The sequence below is a fragment of the Rhodococcus sp. TAF43 genome, assembly GCF_052113525.1.
In the GTDB taxonomy this organism is placed as follows: domain Bacteria; phylum Actinomycetota; class Actinomycetes; order Mycobacteriales; family Mycobacteriaceae; genus Prescottella.
Genome location: NZ_JBFRDL010000009.1, coordinates 73495 through 92571, shown reverse-complemented (window position 1 = coordinate 92571; position 19077 = coordinate 73495). Strand labels below are relative to the sequence as shown.

Genomic DNA, 19077 nt, shown 5'->3' with positions numbered 1-19077 from the left:
TGAACAGAATACGGGTGGGGCCATACGGGAATGGCCCCACCACGTATTCACGCCTATGGAGTGATCAGGATCGGAGCCAGGAATCCGGCCCGAAGACCTCGTAATGGATCCGGGAGTCCGCGACGCCGGCGACGTCGAGCAGCTTGTGGGTGGCGGCGACGAAGTCCACCGAGCCACAGATGAGAGCGCTGTCGGTGTCCTCGACGGCGAGGTCCTCGATCGCTCGAGCGAATGTGTCGTCGGACTCCGAGTAGCAGAAGACGTGTTCCCCACCCAGCTTCTCGACCAGGTCCGCGGTGGTGTCGGCGAAGGCGTGGGATGCGCTGTCCGGATCGGCATGGATCACGACAACCGGATTCTTCCGGCCCTGGGCGACCATACCGTGGAGAATCCCGACGAACGGGGCGTTGCCGATGCCCTTGGACAGCAAGAAGACTCGGCCGTCGCCCTCGGGGAGGGCGACAWCGCCGAAGGGCGGCGACGCGATCACCGTGGATCCCCCGGCGACATGGTCATGGACGAAGTTGGACACCTCGCCCCGCGGATCGCTCTTGTCCCGCTTGACCGCCACCTCGATCCTGCCGTTGCCGAAGTCGACGATGGAGTACTGGCGGATCTGACGCGCGCCGTCGGGCAGTTCCACGCCGATCGACAGGTACTGACCGGGAACGGGCTCCTGGAACCCACTGGCATCGAGGACGAGCGAGACCACGTCCTCGGTACGCCTGACGACCTCCAGGACCTGAACCTCTCGCAGGACGGTGTCGGGGTCGACGTCGGCGTCCTTGTAGAGCTGCTTCTCGGCGTCGATCAGGGCATTGGCCAGGAGCCAGTACACGGCGTCCCACGCTTCCGCGACCTCGGGAGTCACCGCGTCGCCGAGCACCTCCACGATGGCCTCGAACAGGAAAGTGTGCACCACGTCGTACTGGGGTTCGCTCACGCCGAGCGAAGCATGCTTGTGCGCGATCCGACCGATCGTCGTACGAGGATCCTCGTCGGTCTCCGAGATCAGAAGCGTCGCGAAATTGGCGATGGAACCGGCCAACGCCTTCTGCTGTTCGCCCCGAGCCTGATTGCTCCTGTTGAACACGTCGCGCTCGAGCGCCGGAGCCGCATCGAACAGCTTGGTGTAGAACAGCCCAGTGATGGCGCCGATGTTCTCGCCCACCACGGGCAACGTCGCCCGAATCACTTCGGCATGCTTCTCCGACAACAGTTGCGCTGAAATGGCTGTCCCCTTCATCCCGACCGAAATCCATTGGTCCGTCGTGTCTGCGCGGTGGACTTTACGACAGAGATCACGGAATTTGTCGGGATTGCGCAACATAGTTCGAACAGCCGGTCCGACGGTTCCCGAGACGGACTCGGGAACCGTCGTGTCACCCTCCGATCACGCTGCGTGCACGCCGGGAAGATCGTCGCTCGACGCGAACAGGCGCCGGTGCTCACCGTGGATCCGGCCGGTCACCCACCAGGCGATCTCGACCAACACGACACCGACCAGCCCGATCCCGAGCGCACCGGTCGTGGCCGCCACGTTGGAGGGATCCAGCTTGAAGAACTCGCGGGTGAAATCGAATCCGAACAGGACGACGTACCCGAGCACCGAGCCCACGAGCAGCACGATCTTCCACCACGTGTACGGGCGGGCGACCACGGCCAGCACCCACAGCGCGATCATGATGAGGGTGATGAGAGCGGTGGTGCCGGCCTGCTCCACCTCCTGTTCGGTGGCATTCACGCCCTTGTAGGCGAGCAGGTACGACACGTACGTCGCGACGCCGATGATGACGCCGGACGGGATCGCCAACCGCATGACCCGCCCGACGAACCCGCTGCGGGCGCGCTCGTTGTTGGGTGCGAGCGACAGGATGAATGCCGGGATACCGATCGTGAACCAGGCCGCGATCGTCACGTGCCGTGGCAGGAACGGGTACGGCAGCGGATCGAAACCGAATATCTGTGCCACCACGCCGGAGATGCCGATGAGGAACGCCAGCAGCACCGAGTACACGGTCTTGGTCAGGAACAGATTCGAGACGCGCTCGATGTTGCCGATCACCCGCCGGCCCTCACCGACGACGTACGGCAGGGTCGCGAACTTGTTGTCCAACAGCACGATCTGCGCCACGGCACGGGTCGCGGGGCTGCCCGAGCCCATCGCGACTCCGATGTCGGCGTCCTTGAGTGCGAGCACGTCGTTGACGCCGTCGCCGGTCATCGCGACCGTGTGCCCGCGCGACTGCAGCGCGCCGACCATGGCGCGCTTCTGATCGGGTCGCACGCGACCGAACGTGGTGGACTCGTCGAGCACGTCGGCCAGCTCGTCCTGGTCCTCGGGCAGCTGCCGGGCATCGATTGCCTGCTCGCCGCCGGCCAGTCCCAGCGAGCTCGCGACGGCACCGACCGACACGGCGTTGTCGCCCGAGATGACCTTGACGTCCACCTTCTGGCTCGCGAAGTACTCGAGGGTCTCGCGGGCGTCGGGGCGCACCTTCTGGTCGAGAACCACGAGGGCGCGCGGGGTGACGACGCCGGGCGCGTCCGCAGCGTCGACGGCCCGGTCACTGCTGCCGAGTAGCAGCACGCGCAGGCCCTGGGCGCCGATCTCCTCGGCCTGCCGGGCCATGTCGCTGTCGGGGTCGAGCAGGACGTCGGGGGCGCCGAGCAGCCAGTTGCCGTTGTTGCCGTAGGACTGCCCGCTCCACTTCTTCGCCGACGAGAACGGTGCCACCGCGGTGGGCTCCCAGCCCGGATCGTCGGAGAGCGCCTCCTTGATCGCGAGCATGCTCGCGTTGGGGCGCGGATCGTCGGCCGCCATCGCCGCGAGTGCGCGCGACGCCTGGGTGTCGTCGGATCGGGCGGTGCGCACCTCGGACAGCCGCATACCGTTCTCGGTGAGTGTGCCGGTCTTGTCCGCGCAGACGACGTCGACCCGGGCCAGGCCCTCGATGGCCGGTAGCTCCTGGACGAGGCACTGGCGCTGACCGAGCCTGACGACACCGACCGCGAACGCGATCGAGGTCATCAGCACGAGTCCCTCGGGGACCATCGGCACGAGCGCCGCGACCATGCCGTTGAGGGCGGGACCGATGTCCTGACCGCTCGAGAACAGCTGGTTGTAGATGATGAGCAGACCCGCCGGAATCATCAGGTAGGTGATGAACTTGAGGATCTTGTCGATACCCGAACGCAGTTCGGAGTGCACCAGCGTGAACTTGCTGGCTTCCTCGGCGAGCTTCGCGGCGTACGCGTCCCGGCCCACCTTGGTCGCGCGGTAGGCGCCGCTGCCGGCGACGACGAAGCTGCCCGACAGCACAAGCGAACCGTTCGGCTTGTGCACCGGGTCGGCCTCGCCGGTGAGCATGGACTCGTCCACCTCGAGCGCCGACGCCTCGACCACGACGCCGTCGACCACGATCTGGTCGCCGGGCCCGAGCTCGACGATGTCGTCGAGCACCACATCGCGCGGGGCGAGAGGGGCGGCCGTGCCGTCGCGGCGCACGATCGGCTTGGCCTGGCTCACGATCGCCAGCTGATCGAGGGTTCGTTTGGCACGAATCTCCTGGATGATGCCGATCCCGCTGTTGGCGACGATCAGCAGGCCGAACATTCCGTCCACGATCGAGCCCGTCGACAGCACGATGATCAACAAGACACCGAGGATCGCGTTGATCCGGGTGAACACGTTCGAGCGAATGATGTCCTTGACCGAGCGACTCGCTCGGTCGGGAACGTCGTTGGTCTGCCCGTTCGCGACCCGCGTCGCCACCTCGTCGGCCGTGAGACCGTTCTCGATGTGCCGGGGGTCGGTCTCGAGGGTGCCGACAGCGCCGCCTTCGGTGGGGTCGTCCGTTGCCATGACACGAAGGCTATTCCAAGCCGTCCCGTTTGCCACACACAGTCCGCTGTGTGAGGCGCCACGGGCATGCTGGTCACATGACGACACACGAGCAGGTATCCCTCACATCGGGTGCCGACTTCTGGAACACCCAGGCTCCCGCCGGGACGGGACTGCCCGCCATCATGCTCACCGACGGACCGCACGGCCTCCGCAAGCAGCGCACCGATGCCGGGTACGCCATGGAATCCGTTCCGGCGACCTGCTTTCCCACCGCATCTGCCCTCGCGGCGACGTGGGACGTCGAACTGCTCGAGGAGGTCGGTGTCGCGCTCGGCGCCGAGGCCCGCAGCGAGGACGCCAGCGTCCTGCTCGGCCCGGGCGCGAACATCAAGCGCAGCGCGCTGTGCGGGCGGAACTTCGAGTACTTCTCGGAGGATCCGTTCCTGTCGTCCCGGATGGCCGCGGCCTGGATCCGGGGCGTGCAGTCGACCGGCGTCGGCGCCTCCCTCAAGCACTTCGCCGTCAACAACCAGGAGTTCCGCCGCTACAGCGTCGACGCGCTCGTCGACGACCGCGCGCTGCGGGAGATCTACCTGGCGAGCTTCGAGCACGCCGTCGTCGCGGCCCGGCCGGCGACGGTGATGGCGGCCTACAACCGGGTGAACGGCACCCACTGCGCCGAGCACCGCTTCCTGCTGACCGACATCCTGCGCGACGCCTGGGGGTTCGACGGTCTGGTCGTCTCCGACTGGGGAGCGGTGACCCGGCGGTCCACCTGCCTCGAGGCGGGCCTGGATCTGGAGATGCCCGGCTACGGCGGGCGCGGCGACGACGCGGTGCTCGAGGCGGCGCGCACCGGCGAACTGAGTGCCGCCGCCCTCGACCGGGCCGCCGAGTCGGTGCGGCGGCTGATCGAGCGCACGGCCCCGGCGCGCACCGCAGAGAAGGGCTACGACCACGCGGCCCACCACACCCTCGCTCGGCGTGCGGCGCAGGCGGGCACGGTGCTGCTGAAGAACGACGGCGTGCTGCCGATCGGCTCCACCGAACGCATCGCCGTGATCGGCGAGTTCGCCAAGCAGCCGCGCTACCAGGGCGCCGGTAGCTCCGGGATCAACCCGCATCGCGTCGACGACGCATGGACCGACCTGACGGAGCAGGTCGGCGCGGACCGCCTGTCCTACGCGCCGGGCTACGTGCGCGGCTCGGGCCGCACCGAACCCGCGCTGCTCGACGAGGCTCGCCGGGTGGCCGGGGCGGCGGACGTCGCGGTGGTGTTCGCGGGCCTGCCCGACAGCTACGAGACCGAGGGTGTCGATCGCGCGAACCTGGATCTGCCGGCCGGTCACGACGCACTGATCGCCGCGGTCGCCGAGGCCTGTCCGCGCGTGGTGGTCGTGCTCGCGAACGGCGCCCCGGTGACGATGCCGTGGCACGACGACGTCGCCGCGATCCTCGAGGGGTACCTCGGCGGACAGGCCTCCGGTAGCGCGGTCGCCCGGGTCCTGATCGGCGACGCCGAGCCCGGCGGCCGACTGGCCGAGACGTTCCCGCTGCGAGTGACCGACAACCCGGTGCACGTGTGGCCCGCGGGGCCGGCGCAGGTGGAGTATCGGGAGAGCGTGTACGTCGGGTACCGCTACTACGACGCCGCCGACGTCGACGTCCGCTACCCGTTCGGCCACGGACTGAGCTACACGACGTTCGACTGGACCGAACTCGAGATCATCGAAGTGGAGAACGACGACGCGTCCGAGCAGCGCTTCGATGTCAGCGTCCGGGTGACCAACACCGGCGACCGGCCGGGCAGCGACGTCGTCCAGGTTTACGTGCGTGACCTCGAGTCCACCGTCTTCCGGCCCGATCAGGAACTCGCCGGGTTCACCAAGGTGCACCTGGTCCCGGGCGAATCACGCCGCGTCACAGTGCAACTGGATCGCCGAGCATTCGCGTTCTGGGACACGACGGTCGACGACTGGTCGATCGAATCCGGCGATTTCGAGATCCGCGTCGGAGCGTCGTCCCGCGACATCCGGGCGTCGGCGACAGTGACGCTCGAGTCGGACCGCACGGGCTTCGCACCCGGCCCGGCCGGGTATCACGGGTCACCGATGTTCGAGCGCGACGCGTTCGCCGAACTGTACGGTCGCTCGCTGCCCGACAACGTCGTCGACGCGCCCGGGCACTACACCGTCGACACCCCGCTCGCCGACATCCGCCACCCCGCGGCGACACTGCTGACGACGGTGATGCGACGGAAGGTCGCGGCGATGATCCCGGCCGCCGACGAGGACGATCCGCTGTCGCTGCTGTTCGCACGGTCGCTGCAGGAGCTGCCGCCGCGGATGATGACGATGCTCTCGCAGGGCGCCGTCACGCCCGAGGCGACGCAGGCCTTCGTCGACATCTGCAACGGTGGACTGCTGCGCGGTACCCGGAAGCTGGTGTCGGCCCTGCGCCGCAAGTAGCCCCGCATCCGGGCCGGGGTCAGCCCAGTTCGTCCCACCACGTCTTCTGGGTCGGCGGCCGGAGCGCGTCGATGCGCTGCCCCACCATGGGCACCGCCATCGTGACTCCGGCCGCCGCGGCCGCATCCGCGACGCGGGCGATCGGCTCACCCCACGGGTGGAACGCGAGATTGAAGGTGGCCCAGTGGATGGGGATCAGCAGCGCGCCGCCCACGTCGAGGTGGGTCCGCACGGCCTCCTCCGGGTTCATGTGGATGTCGGGCCAGCGCTCGTCGTACGCGCCGACCGGCAGCAGCGTCACGTCGAACGGCCCGTACGCGCGGCCCAGATCCGCGAAACGCGGCGTGTAGCCCGAGTCGCCGCCGAAGAACACCTTCCGCTGCGGCCCGGCGATCACCCAGGACGCCCACAGCGTCGTGTCGCGGGCGATCCCGCGTCCGGAGAAGTGCCGGGCCTCGGTACAGGTGAGGGTCAGTCCCGCGACCTCGGCCTGCTCGTCCCAGTCGAGTTCGACGATCCGTTCGTCCAGGACGTTCCAGCGCCGCAGGTGCGCCCCGACCCCGAGCGGAACCACGAACACGGTCTCCTGTGTGCGGGCGAGGGCGGTGACGGTGGCCTGGTCCAGGTGGTCGTAGTGGTCGTGCGATATCACCACGGCGTCGATCGCGGGCAGGTCCGCCAACGACATCGGCACCGGATGCATGCGCGCCGGGCCCACGACGGACGACGGCGAAACCCGTTCGCTCCATACGGGGTCCGCCAGTACACGACGACCGTCGACCTCGACGAGCACACTCGAGTGCCCGAACCACGTCACCGCGAGTTCGCCCGCGGCGGCCGGCGCGAGAGGCGTCGCGAGCGGGATCTCCCGGCGCGGGCGTCCCGTGGTTCCGCGTGTGAGGAACGCCTTCGCGAGCCCGGACTGGGAGCCCGCCGGCAGGGATGAACTGGGATCGGAGTTGTGGAACCGGCTGTCCCGGTACCGCGGTGACGCCGCGGCATACGGCTTGATCGCGGCTCGCGACGCACCCAGCGCCGGCACCGCTCCCCACGCGGCCCGTGCCACCCATCCCGCGCCCGCGGCCGCTGCCGCGACCAGGACACCTCTGCCGATCATGACCATTCCGCTCCCCTGCCTGCGCTGGTTCTACCTACCCCGAAATTCCGGTGCGCGCTTCTCCGCGCGGGCCGCGCGGGCCTCCTGCGCGTCGTCGCTGCCCCAGGCCGCGAACAACGCGGCGAGCTGCTCCTCGGTCTGCGGCTCGCGGGTCCCGTCGTCGTTGAAAACGAGCTTGAGGTGCCGAACCGACAGCGGAGCGAGCTCCGCGATGGTGCGCGCCCACTCCTGCGCCGCGACGAGGTCACCGATCTTGTTCGCCAGTCCGCGCGCGAAAGCCTCTTCCGCCGAGAGCATCTCGGCGCCGAGCAGCATGGTCCGCGCCGGTCCGCCGCCGACGAGCGACACCAACCGGCGCACCGTCCACTTGTCCACCGTGATCCCGAGCTTCGCCGCCGGGATCCCGAACCGCGCCTCGGACGCGACCACGCGCAGGTCCGACGCCAGTGCGAGCTGGGTACCGGCCCCGATCGCGGGGCCGTTGATCGCGGCGATCACCGGGATCGGGATCGAGTCGATGGTGTGCAGCATCTCGAGCAGCGTGTCGGTGAATCCCTCTGCGTAGACGTCGCCGGACAGGTCGGCACCCGCACAGAACGCGGTGCCCTGACCGGTGAGCACCACCACCCGGGCCTCCTCCGCGACCGCCTTCTCGAGGCCCTCGCGCAGCGCGATGCACAACTCGGAGTTGAGGGCGTTGCGTCGATCCGGACGCTGTAGCTCGAGCGTGACTACGTGGCCGTCACGGCTGGTCCCGATCATGTGGCTCCACTCGCTTTCTCGGGTGCGGGGACCCCGTCCGCGTGTGGACGGGCCCCGGCGGGTGCGCTCCGAACAGTACCTGTCACGCAGCATCCACAGACACACCGAGTTCGATGGAACAACGGACCCGTCGGAGGCGTTGCGGCAGATTCAGGCTATGACAGATCGGAGCGTGATGGACACCGACCTCGAGGTTGTCGTGATCGGGGCGGGGCAGGCGGGCCTGTCCACCGCGTACCACCTGCGCCGTTTCGGGCTCGCCCCCGAACGGGAGTTCGTGGTGCTCGACCATGCGCCCGGACCGGGCGGGGCGTGGCAGTTCCGCTGGCCGTCGCTGACGCTGCGGACCGTCAACGGGGTTCACGACCTCCCGGGGATGCCGTTCGCGAACACCCTCGGGCCCGACACCGACACGGTCCGGGCGKCCGACGCCGTCCCCCACTACTACGGGCTCTACGAGAAGCGCTTCGAGCTGCCCGTCCACCGCCCCACGCACGCCACCGTCGTGTGCGATCGCGGCGAGCGGCTGGCCGTCGAGACACCCGACGGCACCTATCTGACCCGCGGACTCGTCAACGCGACGGGCACATGGGAGCGTCCGTTCGTGCCCGCCGTCACCGGCGCCGAGCGGTTCACCGGACGCCAGTTGCACACCCGCGACTACCGGTCGGCGCGCGAGTTCGAGGGGCAGCACGTGATCGTGGTCGGCGGCGGCATCTCCGCGGTGCAGTTGCTCGACGAGATCTCCTGCGTCACCACCACCACCTGGGTCACCCGCCGGGAGCCACAGTTCCGCGAGGAACCGTTCACGCCCGAGATCGGCAGGGCCGCAGTAGCGCTCGTCGAGGAACGGGTGCGCCGCGGACTGCCGCCAGGATCGGCGGTGTCGGTGACCGGACTGCCCGTCACACCCGCGATCCGGGCCGCGCGCGAACGCGGCGTACTGGACCGACTGCCGATGTTCGCGGAGATCACCGAGACCGGCGTGCGCTGGCCCGACGGCTCCGAGCAACGCGCCGACGTCATCCTGTGGTGCACCGGTTTTCGGTCCTCGCTCGACCACCTGGCACCGCTGCGCCTGCGCGGCCCCGGCGGCGGCATCACGATGACCGGCCGGCTCGCGACGCAGGTGGCAGCCGATCCCCGCGTGCACCTGGTCGGCTACGGGCCGTCGGCCTCCACGATCGGAGCCAATCGCGCGGGGCGCGCCGCGGCCCGGGAGCTGACGCAATACCTGAAGGGGTGAGTCAGCCGCGGTCGGACTTCACGATCGGCGGTATCCGGTAGCTGCCGTCGAGCACTGCCTCGTCGGGGATATACATGCGCAGCAACGGCCGGAACGAACCCGTCGGTGTGGGAAGCCAATTCGCACGCGCCGTCGGGTCGGCCGGTTCGGTCGCGCTCAGGGTGACCGTGAGTGAACCGTCCTCGCCGTAGACGAGGCCGTCGGTGCGATCACCGATCGAGTACCGCTCCAACGGGTTCGCCACCAGGTAGTAGTTCGGCATGCTGTACATGGTGATCGACCAGAACGCCTCCACCGGCGGGGTGGGCGCGAAGGTGATCGTGTAGGTGTGGTCGCCGGTCAACTGGTCGCCGTCGGAGTCCGTGTAAATGGGACTGTAGGCAGCCTCGTACCCGTGGTTACCCCACAGCCCACCCATCGCCGCCGCCGCACGCAGCCCGATCGCCTTGGCACGATCCGAGATTCGCCATTCCGGCGCGTCGATCGTCCCGATCTCGAAGAAGTCGTCGTTGTAGTCGAAGACGTGGAAGGTCTGGTGCCAGCCGTTCACCACGGCGTCGCCGGCACCCGACTTCAAGGCGTCCTCCACCTTCGCGCGGCCCTGCGCGGCGCCCTCGATCAGGATCTGGGCGAGAGCCGGGTCGGCGCCGACGTAGGGCGACGGTCCCGTCTGGAGCAGTCCCAGCGACGCGAAGGCGTGCTGCAGCGCCAGGTCGCGCGGTGCCGGCGGGAAAGCCTGCAGATACAGCCGCAGCTTCTCCCAGAACAGAAGCTCTTCCGGCACTGCGGGATCCGGCTCCGGCAGTCCCTCCGGATCGGTGGACGTCATCGCGCTGAGTGAAGTCTGATCCTGCAGCTTCTGCACCCGCGGCAGATCACCGGGTCCGTCGCACGCCCACCGGCCGACGACCGACACGATGCGCGTCGAGCAGTGCACGGGCGTCGCACCCGCCGGCAGTTCGCCGGGCCAGCCCGGCGGAACCAGTACGTAGGTTCCCGCCTGCGTTCCGGTCGCCCGCTTACCGATGTACGCGAAGTTGTTGGTCCACGCATCGACGAACTGGAGGACGAAGTACGCGTCCGCCGTGTCGGGCACGTCCAGCAGGAGCGGCCCCACACCGAGATCGAGTTGCGCCATCGAATAGACGGTGTCGTTGTTGATCGAGACGAAGGTGTCCTCGGGACCCGCCAGATCCGTCGCATGGCTGAAGGAATTGAACGGGGCCGCCGCGTTGGCCCCGACCCCTGTCGTCACGAATCGTTGCACTTGGGACAGGTTGAACACCGGAGCGAAACCGTAGATGAACGCCATGACTGCCGACTCGACGTTGACTGCCGAATCGCTGCTCGGATTGGTCATGGCTCATTCCACCACCGTTGGCGCACCTTCGCTCGCGATCCGCGAACTTTGGGTTCATCATGGTCTGGTGACCGAATTCCCCGCGTGGGCACGCTCGCTCGACCTCGTTCCCCATCCGGAAGGCGGCTGGTACCGCGAGACGTGGCGCAGCGATATCGAGTTACCGGGCGTCGCGCTGCCGAACATGTACGGCGGCGCACGCTCCGCCGGGACGGCGATCCTGTTCCTGCTCGAGCCCGGACAGCAGTCGGCGTGGCACTGTGTGCGCGGCAGCGAGATCTGGCTGTACCACCGTGGTAGCCCGATCCTCCTCGAGCTGGGCGGCGACGGTGACACACCCGACGCGGTGACCACGCACGTCGTCGGGCCGGACATCGCGGCCGGGCAGAGCCCGCAGATCGTGGTGCCGCCACGCACATGGCAGCGGGCCCGCCCAGCCGACGACGAGGCCGGCCTCGTCAGCTGCGTCGTCGTTCCCGGCTTCGATTTCGCAGACTTCCGCCTCGAAGGCCAGGAGTACCCGATGTCGTCGCCATCGCAGTACTGATGGGTCGCATCCGCGATTCGTCCTCGGCGGGTCAATCGTGGACGTTGTCGGCGAGGAGAGTTCGAAAATCGGGAGCGAGTTCCACTGTTTCGCCACCGTTGTCGTGATCGACGAGGCAAACGCTTCCGTCGGCAGCGATCCAGATCGGGTTACCGGAACCGTCGTCGGCGATGACGACACCGTCGACAACGGTTCCGTACGCCTCACGCGCCCAGGTGGTCAACTCGATGCTGCTCTCGCGCCCGAGGATCGAGGCGTTGTCCCACGCGTGTACGGGCACACCGACGAAACAGCCACCCCAACGGCCGACGAACTCCTCGTAGTCCGGGTCGGGAACGAGACCCAGAGCACTCAATCCGTTCCGGAGCTCGCCGGAGGGAATGGGCCGCCCGGGTCCGTAGGTGGCCACCGCGCGTTCGATGCGTGCGACCAGTTCAGCACCGAGAGCCATGCACGCGATCCTAAGGCCCAGGGATGCGCGGGCGAGGCGGCGTCGGTAGGTGCGTTCGGGAATGTGCGCGAGTGGTGCGAACCTCGAAACTGACAGCCCGGACGCCTCTCTCAGGGATTCGAGGCCCAGGAAAGGACCTGATCGACCAGCTTCGCGCTGTGCTGACAGATCCGCAGTTGCACCGTCGGCCTCCGCCAACGCCAACTTCAGCTGCCCGTTCTCGCTGCGCAGGCGACGCTCCTCGAGCGTGCTCCGCTGCTCGGCCGAGCCGGATGGCTGTTCCCCGAGACGCTGTCGCCCCTACCAGAAAGTCTGACGCACGAGAAATCCATTGACTCGAACATCAGTTCGAACTAGACTTTCAGTATGAATCCGGGGGGAATCATCGAGTCAGGCGCAGCAGCCTTATCGCTGCACGTCAAGGACGTGCGCCGACTCCCCGAATCCGAACTCCTCGCCGCCGCGGTCGACATCTCCCGCGAGATCGAACGACTCGAAACACTCCGCGTCGCCGCGGTCGCCGAAATCGACGAGCGCGCAGTCTCGTTCGACACACTCGGGTTCCGCAGCGTCAAACTCTGGCTCGCATCGACGACCCTCCTCGAAGTACCCGCCGCCGCCCGGATCCTCGCCCTCGGTAAAGCCCTCCGACGCCAACCCGAGATCGCCGACGCCTTCGAAGGAGGCCGCATCTCCGCCGACCACGCCAGCCTGATTGCGAAGTTCTGCGAGCGCCCGCCCCGCGGCATGCCCGCCGAAGCACTCGACTCCTGCCGCAACGTGCTGCTCGACTGCGCCACCGGCCCCACAGCCACCACCGACACCCTGCGCGGCACCATCGCCAAACTCGAGCGCATCTTCGAATCCGACGACCTGCCGGCCAGCGAAGACACCGACCGCAACGAATTCCACGCCTCCAAAACTTTGAACGGGCGCGTCGCCGTCAAAGGCGACTTCGACTCGGTCACAGGCGAAATGCTCCTCACCGCGCTATCGGCCCTCACCAAGCCGAGGAACCCGGTCGACGACCCCGCCGGCATGCGCACCCCCGGACAACGCCGCGCCGAAGCGTTCACCGACATCCTGCGCCACTACCTCAACTCCGGCGCAGCTCCTGTCGAAGGCGGCGAACGGCCGCACCTGTCACTACACGTGAACGCACGCGACCTCGCACGCACCGAGCCGAACGCTGACGGCCACGCCGACACAGGCAGCAGCACGCCCGCCGATCACGCGGACATGGTGGGAGACAAGGACGTCGCCTGGATGCCGTGGATGGGGCCGCTCACCGTCGCAACCGCCCGCCGCATCGCCTGCGACTGCGACCTCACCCCGATCGTCATGAAGGACGGGGTACCGCTCGACCTCGGCCGCACCACCCGCACCGTCTCGAAGAAACAACGCCGAGCCCTCGCCGCCCGCGACAACGGCTGCGCCTTCCCCGGCTGCGGAGAACCACCCGCCCACTGCGAAGGCCACCATATAGAACACTGGGCAGACGGCGGACCCACCGACCTCGACAACCTCGTACTCCTGTGCCGCTACCACCACCGACTACTCCACCACTCGCACTGGGAAGTCGAGATCGGCCCCGACCGACATCCGTGGTTCACCCCACCGAGTTCGGTCGACCCCTACAAGAAGCCCATCCCGGCGCACAATCGCGCAGGACCACTCGCCGCATGACGCTGTAACCGGCGCCCAAATCGGGTGCCGGCTACAGCGGGTTGCATTTCAGGACTCGGCAAGCGCGGCCAGCCACAACCGGACCGTCGACCGAAGTCGATCGGCGCCCAACGCCGATCCGCTGCCGAGCACCGATCGAGACCCGTACAGAGCGTCGAACACCAGCCCCTCCAGCAGGCTGATCAGGTCGTGCGCCGCCATGCGCGGATCACTCGCACCGAGCGCGTCCATCAACCCCGTCGCCTTCTCCACCGAGTAGAGACACCCAGCGAGTGCAGGTCGAAGCTCCTCGTCGCCGGCGGCATCGACGGCGAGCGCGTAGCGCGCCAGGACGTCACGGCGCCGATCGGTCAGCAAGAGACCGACCTGGCCGGCAATCAGATCGGCGGCACTGTCGACCGACAGGTCCACGTCGACGGCGTGCGCTTCCACAAAGGCCTGCCGAGACCGCTCGGACAGGCGCCGGACCGCAGCACCCACCAGCGCATCACGGGTCCGGAAGTAGTACGACGTGGACCCCTTCGCGAGCCCGAGTCGCCTGTCGATCGCCTGGTGCGTGACGGCGTGGTTGCCGCCCTCGGCCGCGAGCTCGAGCGCGGCGTCACAGATCGATTCGCGGCGTGAGGGACGGTGATTCATGTCTCCCATTCTCCCAGACTCTACGATGCTAGAGTTTCGGCCGTGAGATGGTTCCGGCGCGCGCCCCTCCCCGCCCTGCACGTTTCCGCCGCAGTGTTCGAGACTGCGGCCGCCGATCGCGGATTCGCACTCGATCACGCTCAGCGGCAAGCGATCTCCGACCTGCTTGCAGCCGACGGCCGCAGCGTGTACCTGTGGGGACCCGTAGGCCGCGGGAAGAGCTGGCTGTTGAACACGTACTTCGACGGCCTGCCGACGGAACACAAACTGCGCGTGCACTTCCACGAGTTCTTCCGTGACCTCCACGTCGCCATCCGCCGACGCGGCCACAACCTCGACGCCGCGCTCGACGACCTGCTCCGTGACGTCCGGGTGCTGTGCTTCGACGAGTTCCACGTCCACGACGTCGGCGATGCCACGTTCGTCGCGCGACTGCTGCCCGCGCTCCTCGCCCGCGACGTCACCCTCGTGGTGACGTCGAACTATCCGCCGCACCGCCTGATGCCCAATCCGCTGTTCCACGACGCTTTCGTTCCGACCATCGAGTTGATCGAACGGTCTCTGGCCGTCGTCGCGGTCGACGGGCCCCGTGACTATCGCACCGGCTCGGACCACGCCGCCGGATTCGCGGCCGGGCACTGGGTGGTCCCTGCAGACGCTGAGCAACTCGCTCTACTCGGGCTCGAGCGCCCCGAACCGACCGAACGACGGACGATGTCACCGTGTGGGCACCCGCTCGTCGCGCTCCGCGCCGACGCGCACTGCCTGTGGTTCGACTTCGCGGACCTGTGCGGCCACACCACCGCGCCGGCGGACTATCTGGAGCTCACCGCACGGCACGAACGCTGGGTGATCAGCGACATCCCCGATCTCGTGCACGCGGGAAGCGAACCGGCGCAACGCTTCGCCAATCTCGTCGACGTCCTGTACGACCGCGACGTCGTGGTGACGTTCCTCGCCGGCCGAACGGTCGACTCGCTCGCCGGCGCCGAGCATCTGCCCGTCGACATCGACCGGATCCTGAGCCGGCTCGGACAGTTGCAGACGCGGCCCACAGAGACGGCTCCGGCCGCCACCGGCGCGAAAGCACCGTCGACGGCCGGAGCGACGACCGAATCCGTCAGCTGGAAGTAGCGGCCGACTCGGTGTCGGCCACGACCTCGCGCACCGGCTCACCCTTGCGCGGATTGACGAAGAACAGCACGACAGCGAAGCCGAGCATCAGCACGGCCGCGGGCAGCATCGCCGACTGCGCCATCGCGGTCGCAAACGGTTCGCGGACCATCTCGGGCAACTGTCCGCCCATGAAGTGGCCCTCCCCTGCCGAGGCACCGCCGCTGATTCCGACCGAGGACAGCTCGGCCGTGATCCGCGACGTCATCAACGCGCCCATCGCGGCGCTACCGAGCACGGCTCCGACCTGGCGGGTGGTGTTGTAGACGCCCGAACCGGCACCGACATGCGCCATGGGCAGGTTCCGGGTCGCGGTCGCGGAGACCGGAGCCCAGATGAATGCGTTGGACGCACCGATGACGGCCATCGGGACCAGGATCTGCCAGATCGGCGTGGTCGGGGTCAGTCGCGTCGCCAACCAGGCGGTGGCGAGGGCGAACGTCAGGAAGCCCGGTCCCGCGATGAAGCGCGGATGTGCCTTGTCGACGAGCCGTCCGACGAACGGGGCGAGGATGCCGGTGACGATCGCCATCGGTGCCATCAGCAGGGCCGACCGTGTCGGCGACAGACCGGTGACGCTTTGCGCGTAGTACATGAACGGCAACATGACTGCGGTGATGGAGAAGCCCATCGTCATGATGCCGAGGTTGGCGACCGAGAAGTTCCGATCGCGGAACAGGGCGAGCGGTACCAGCGGTTCGCTGCGATTGACCTTCTGCCACCACACGAACGCGATCATGACCACGACGCCGACACCGATCAGCACCCAGGTCCGTGCGTCCCAGTCGTAGGAGTTGCCCTCCTGCAGGCCGAAGACGATGCAGAACAGGCCGATTGCGCTGAGCGCGACACCGACCAGGTCGAACTTGTGGTTGCTGGTCGGCAACACCGGGACCAGACGCCACGCGAGCACGAACGCGACGACACCGACGGGGACATTGACGATGAAGATCCACTCCCAGCCGAGGTTGTCGACGAGGACTCCACCGAGGATCGGACCCACCAGAGTYGCGACGCCGGCCACCGAGCCCCACAGGCCCATCGCGGCTCCGCGCTTGTCCGGCGGGAAGATTCGCGTGATGACGGCCATTGTCTGCGGCGTCATCATCGCCGCGCCGAGGCCCTGGAAGACGCGGGCGACGATCAGCATCTCGATGCCGCCGGACAGGCCGCACCACAGGGACGCGAGGGTGAACACGACCAGGCCGATGAGGTACATGTTCTTGGGGCCGAACCGGTCACCGAGCCGACCGGTCACCAGCAGCGGCACCGCGTACGCGAGCAGGTAGGCGCTCGTCACCCAGATGACCGCGTTGACGTCGGCGTCCAGTTCGGCGGTGATGACCGGGTTGGCGACCGCGACGATCGTGCTGTCGACCAGGATCATGAAGAACCCCAGACACAGGGCCCACAGGGCCGGCCAGGGCTTGACTTCGGTTTTCATTGGTTGCCCTTCTGATCTGCGAGTTTCTGGTCCGCACGTAGCTGGTCCGCACGTTTCAAGATTTCGAGGTGTTCGTCGGTCACCCAGGGGATCTCACCGCTGTGGACCCGGGCCGCGAACGCGCGCAGCCAGTCGAGTTCGGCCTGTGCCATGGCCCGGGTGTACGAGAACGGGATGGTGAACAGGTCGGGAACCTCGCGCCCCCGAGCAGCCTCGGCGAAAGCATCGAGCTCCTCGATCTCGGTTGCCAGCGCGGCGATCCGGCGTTCGAGCAGCGCGAGGGCCTCAGCCGATCCGAGGTTGTGCAACTCGGCCAGGCCGAGGGTGAACTGCGGGTACTCGGAGGCCGGGACTTCCACCATCTCGGCCACGCGCTCACGGACCGCGGCACGTCCGGCCGGGGTGATCTCGTAGGTGGTCCGCTCGGGGCGGTTGCCCTGCCTATCGGTACCCACCACCGCCACCAATCCGTCGCGCTCGAGACGGTCGACGGCGTGGTACAGCGAGCCCGGCCGGACCTTGACGATCCGGTCCTTCCGGCGGGTGACGAGGAGTTGGTACATCTCGTACGGATGCATGGGCCGCTCGAACAGGAGCGCGAGGACGGACACCCCGAGGGGTGTGACTGATCGCGGCAGCAATTCCTGTCACCCCACTTCCGCGCCAAATATTCCGCGTGGAATATACGGCCGTGGAGGCTTCACCGGCAATGCCCTGCGAGGCCTGTGACCAGGAACACTGCCGCGAGTCGCCGTCAGCCGAACGTCGCCGGGTCCGGTCCGAGACGACCGTCCGGGGAGTCCAGGGAACCGATCGCGAACATGTCGTCGGCGGTGAGTTCGAAGTCGAACACGTCGAAATTGCTCGCGATCCGCTCGGGCGTCACCGACTTGGGGATCACCACGTTGCCCAACTGCAGGTGCCAGCGCAGGATCACCTGCGCGGGGGTGCGACCGCGTGCCTCGGCGATCGCACCGATCGTGGGGTCGCCGATCGTGGTCCCCTGTCCGAGCGGGCTCCACGCCTCGGTGACGATGCCCATGTCCGCGTGGACCGAGCGCAGGTGCGCCTGCCCGAAGCCGGGGTGCAGTTCGATCTGATTGAGAACGGGCGCCTCTCCGACCTCCTCGACCAGGCGCTCGAGATTCTCCGCGGTGAAGTTGGAGACACCGATCGACCGCACCCGCCCGTCGGCCTTCAACTGCTGGAGCGCCTTGAACGTGTCGATATACCGGCCCTTCGCCGGGGCCGGCCAGTGGATGAGGTACAGGTCGAGGTACTCGAGTCCCATTCGCGCGAGGCTGTCGTCGAACGCGCGCAGCGTCGAGTCGTAACCCTGGTCGTCGTTCCACAGCTTCGTGGTGACGAACAGGTCGTCGCGAGCGACGCCGGAGTCGGCGAGGGCACGTCCGGTACCGGCCTCGTTGTCGTAGATGCGAGCGGTGTCGATGCTGCGATACCCCACCCGTAGCGCCTCACCGACGGCGTCATACGCCTGATCGTCGGGCACCTGGAACACCCCGAAGCCCAGTTGCGGAATCGTGTTGCCGTCATGGAGAGCAACGGCAGGTACAGAACTTGTGGAGGTCATATCGGGGCAACCACGGCGGCGCGCCGACATGTTCCCGGCGTCCCAGAACGTGGACACCGCGATGTCGTTGCGCGGCGCGCACGGGCAGGCATACGTTCGATCCAGGTGGTCTGATCTCCCGGAAGGGGCGGGCAATGAACCTCGGGTACCGGCTGGCGTATCGGCTCGGCTTCACACCGTGGGAGAACGCCGGGCGCAGTGTCTTCGGGGACCAACTGGGCCAACTGTTCGACGCAGCACCTGCCCCGACCGACGCGACCGCCGCGAAGGCCCTCGACCTCGGCTGCGGCACGGGCGACCATGCCATCGAGTTGGCGATCCGCGGGTGGTCGGTCACCGCCGTCGACACCGTCCCGCTCGCGATCGAGCGGGCCCGCGCGAAGCTGCCGATCGCGAACGCGGATGTGACGTTCGTGCTCGGCGACGTCACGAATCTGCCCGCGTACGTGGACAGCGGGTACGTTCTGGCGCTCGACGTCGGCTGCTTCCACGGGCTCGGTGAGGCGCAGCGCAGGGTGTACGGCAACGGCCTGACCGCTGTCACCGAATCCGGCGCGCAGTTGCTGATGTTCTCGTTCTCGCCCGGCCACCGCGGTCCACTGCCACGCGGCGCGTCCCGCTCCGACGTCGAGCGGGCGCTCGGCAAGTGGACCGTCGTCGGGGACGACGCCATGGACACCACGGCCGCGCCGGTAATCCTCGCGAAGACAGAGCCGCGGTTCTTCCGACTCGTCCGCGACTGACCA

Annotated in this window: 16 protein-coding genes; 6 read left to right on the top strand and 10 right to left on the bottom strand. The window is 68.0% G+C overall.

From position 1 onward, the window contains the following. Positions 1 to 64 precede the first annotated feature (64 nt). Together AB4Z09_RS08850 and AB4Z09_RS08845 are read right to left on the bottom strand one after the other, a co-directional pair. Positions 65 to 1195 (bottom strand): globin domain-containing protein, encoded by a 1131-nt coding sequence (locus AB4Z09_RS08850; RefSeq protein ID WP_442239566.1) that lies wholly within the window; start codon positions 1193 to 1195, stop codon positions 65 to 67. 198 nt (positions 1196 to 1393) lie between these two features. Beyond that, a complete protein-coding gene (locus AB4Z09_RS08845; protein WP_442239565.1) occupies positions 1394 to 3865 on the bottom strand; it encodes an HAD-IC family P-type ATPase in 2472 nt (823 codons plus the stop codon). A gap of 77 nt (positions 3866 to 3942) precedes the next feature. On the opposite strand from AB4Z09_RS08845, the gene AB4Z09_RS08840 reads away from it, so the two are divergent. Continuing rightward, positions 3943 to 6315, top strand: coding sequence for a glycoside hydrolase family 3 C-terminal domain-containing protein (locus tag AB4Z09_RS08840; protein WP_442239564.1), 2373 nt, complete (start codon positions 3943 to 3945; stop codon positions 6313 to 6315). 19 nt (positions 6316 to 6334) lie between these two features. On the opposite strand, the gene AB4Z09_RS08835 is transcribed toward AB4Z09_RS08840, so the two are convergent. Both AB4Z09_RS08835 and AB4Z09_RS08830 read right to left on the bottom strand, forming a co-directional pair. Further along, a complete protein-coding gene (locus AB4Z09_RS08835) occupies positions 6335 to 7432 on the bottom strand; it encodes an MBL fold metallo-hydrolase (protein WP_442239563.1) in 1098 nt (365 codons plus the stop codon). A gap of 30 nt (positions 7433 to 7462) precedes the next feature. Beyond that, positions 7463 to 8194: an enoyl-CoA hydratase gene (locus tag AB4Z09_RS08830; protein ID WP_114722979.1), complete on the bottom strand. Its 732-nt coding sequence runs from the start codon at positions 8192 to 8194 to the stop codon at positions 7463 to 7465. 175 nt (positions 8195 to 8369) lie between these two features. On the opposite strand from AB4Z09_RS08830, the gene AB4Z09_RS08825 reads away from it, so the two are divergent. Further along, positions 8370 to 9440 carry an NAD(P)-binding domain-containing protein gene (locus AB4Z09_RS08825; protein ID WP_442239581.1) on the top strand — a complete coding sequence of 357 codons (1071 nt, stop codon included), beginning with the start codon at positions 8370 to 8372 and terminating at the stop codon, positions 9438 to 9440. A 1-nt stretch (position 9441) separates the two neighbouring features. Here AB4Z09_RS08825 and AB4Z09_RS08820 read toward each other — a convergent pair whose 3' ends face one another. Then, complete coding sequence (locus AB4Z09_RS08820; protein ID WP_174908576.1) at positions 9442 to 10800, bottom strand: DUF1254 domain-containing protein; 1359 nt, start codon at positions 10798 to 10800, stop codon at positions 9442 to 9444. Between the two features lie 67 nt (positions 10801 to 10867). On the opposite strand from AB4Z09_RS08820, the gene AB4Z09_RS08815 reads away from it, so the two are divergent. Next, on the top strand, positions 10868 to 11347 hold the full coding sequence (locus AB4Z09_RS08815) for a cupin domain-containing protein (RefSeq protein WP_174908574.1): 480 nt from the start codon (positions 10868 to 10870) through the stop codon (positions 11345 to 11347). 31 nt (positions 11348 to 11378) lie between these two features. Here the strand turns inward: AB4Z09_RS08815 and AB4Z09_RS08810 are convergent, their stop codons facing one another. Then, a complete protein-coding gene (locus tag AB4Z09_RS08810) occupies positions 11379 to 11798 on the bottom strand; it encodes an SMI1/KNR4 family protein (protein ID WP_174908572.1) in 420 nt (139 codons plus the stop codon). A gap of 366 nt (positions 11799 to 12164) precedes the next feature. Between AB4Z09_RS08810 and AB4Z09_RS08805 the strand changes: the two genes are divergently transcribed. Continuing rightward, the gene (locus AB4Z09_RS08805; RefSeq protein WP_442239562.1) at positions 12165 to 13484 is read left to right on the top strand and encodes a DUF222 domain-containing protein; all 1320 of its coding nucleotides are present in this window, start codon (positions 12165 to 12167) and stop codon (positions 13482 to 13484) included. Positions 13485 to 13532: 48 nt separating this feature from the next. Here AB4Z09_RS08805 and AB4Z09_RS08800 read toward each other — a convergent pair whose 3' ends face one another. Beyond that, entirely contained in the window at positions 13533 to 14123 is a 591-nt protein-coding gene (locus tag AB4Z09_RS08800) for a TetR/AcrR family transcriptional regulator (protein ID WP_174914490.1), read from the bottom strand. A 42-nt stretch (positions 14124 to 14165) separates the two neighbouring features. On the opposite strand from AB4Z09_RS08800, the gene zapE reads away from it, so the two are divergent. Continuing rightward, positions 14166 to 15257, top strand: a complete 1092-nt coding sequence (zapE, locus tag AB4Z09_RS08795) for a cell division protein ZapE (RefSeq protein ID WP_254622818.1) — start codon at positions 14166 to 14168, stop codon at positions 15255 to 15257. Here the strand turns inward: zapE and AB4Z09_RS08790 are convergent. The 3 genes from AB4Z09_RS08790 to AB4Z09_RS08780 all read right to left on the bottom strand — a co-directional run bounded on the left by AB4Z09_RS08790 (position 15244) and on the right by AB4Z09_RS08780 (position 18331). Further along, on the bottom strand, positions 15244 to 16740 hold the full coding sequence (locus AB4Z09_RS08790) for a DHA2 family efflux MFS transporter permease subunit (RefSeq protein ID WP_174908569.1): 1497 nt from the start codon (positions 16738 to 16740) through the stop codon (positions 15244 to 15246). The genes zapE and AB4Z09_RS08790 overlap by 14 nt on opposite strands. Beyond that, positions 16737 to 17381, bottom strand: coding sequence for a PadR family transcriptional regulator (locus AB4Z09_RS08785; RefSeq protein WP_442239561.1), 645 nt, complete (start codon positions 17379 to 17381; stop codon positions 16737 to 16739). The genes AB4Z09_RS08790 and AB4Z09_RS08785 overlap by 4 nt, the downstream gene beginning before the upstream one ends. A gap of 113 nt (positions 17382 to 17494) precedes the next feature. Then, positions 17495 to 18331, bottom strand: coding sequence for an aldo/keto reductase (locus AB4Z09_RS08780; RefSeq protein ID WP_114722969.1), 837 nt, complete (start codon positions 18329 to 18331; stop codon positions 17495 to 17497). A 134-nt stretch (positions 18332 to 18465) separates the two neighbouring features. On the opposite strand from AB4Z09_RS08780, the gene AB4Z09_RS08775 reads away from it, so the two are divergent. Continuing rightward, positions 18466 to 19074, top strand: a complete 609-nt coding sequence (locus AB4Z09_RS08775; RefSeq protein WP_174908565.1) for a class I SAM-dependent methyltransferase — start codon at positions 18466 to 18468, stop codon at positions 19072 to 19074. The last annotated feature ends 3 nt before the right edge of the window (positions 19075 to 19077 follow it).

What these genes read in the sequence shown, in the direction of transcription:
- AB4Z09_RS08845 (WP_442239565.1), bottom strand. Translation starts at nt 3,865, where the DNA reads ATGGCAACGGACGACCCCACCGAAGGCGGCGCTGTCGGCACCCTCGAG.
- AB4Z09_RS08840 (WP_442239564.1), top strand. Translation starts at nt 3,943, where the DNA reads ATGACGACACACGAGCAGGTATCCCTCACATCGGGTGCCGACTTCTGG.
- AB4Z09_RS08835 (WP_442239563.1), bottom strand. Translation starts at nt 7,432, where the DNA reads ATGATCGGCAGAGGTGTCCTGGTCGCGGCAGCGGCCGCGGGCGCGGGA.
- AB4Z09_RS08830 (WP_114722979.1), bottom strand. Translation starts at nt 8,194, where the DNA reads ATGATCGGGACCAGCCGTGACGGCCACGTAGTCACGCTCGAGCTACAG.
- AB4Z09_RS08820 (WP_174908576.1), bottom strand. Translation starts at nt 10,800, where the DNA reads ATGACCAATCCGAGCAGCGATTCGGCAGTCAACGTCGAGTCGGCAGTC.
- AB4Z09_RS08810 (WP_174908572.1), bottom strand. Translation starts at nt 11,798, where the DNA reads ATGGCTCTCGGTGCTGAACTGGTCGCACGCATCGAACGCGCGGTGGCC.
- AB4Z09_RS08805 (WP_442239562.1), top strand. Translation starts at nt 12,165, where the DNA reads ATGAATCCGGGGGGAATCATCGAGTCAGGCGCAGCAGCCTTATCGCTG.
- AB4Z09_RS08800 (WP_174914490.1), bottom strand. Translation starts at nt 14,123, where the DNA reads ATGAATCACCGTCCCTCACGCCGCGAATCGATCTGTGACGCCGCGCTC.
- AB4Z09_RS08780 (WP_114722969.1), bottom strand. Translation starts at nt 18,331, where the DNA reads ATGACCTCCACAAGTTCTGTACCTGCCGTTGCTCTCCATGACGGCAAC.
- AB4Z09_RS08775 (WP_174908565.1), top strand. Translation starts at nt 18,466, where the DNA reads ATGAACCTCGGGTACCGGCTGGCGTATCGGCTCGGCTTCACACCGTGG.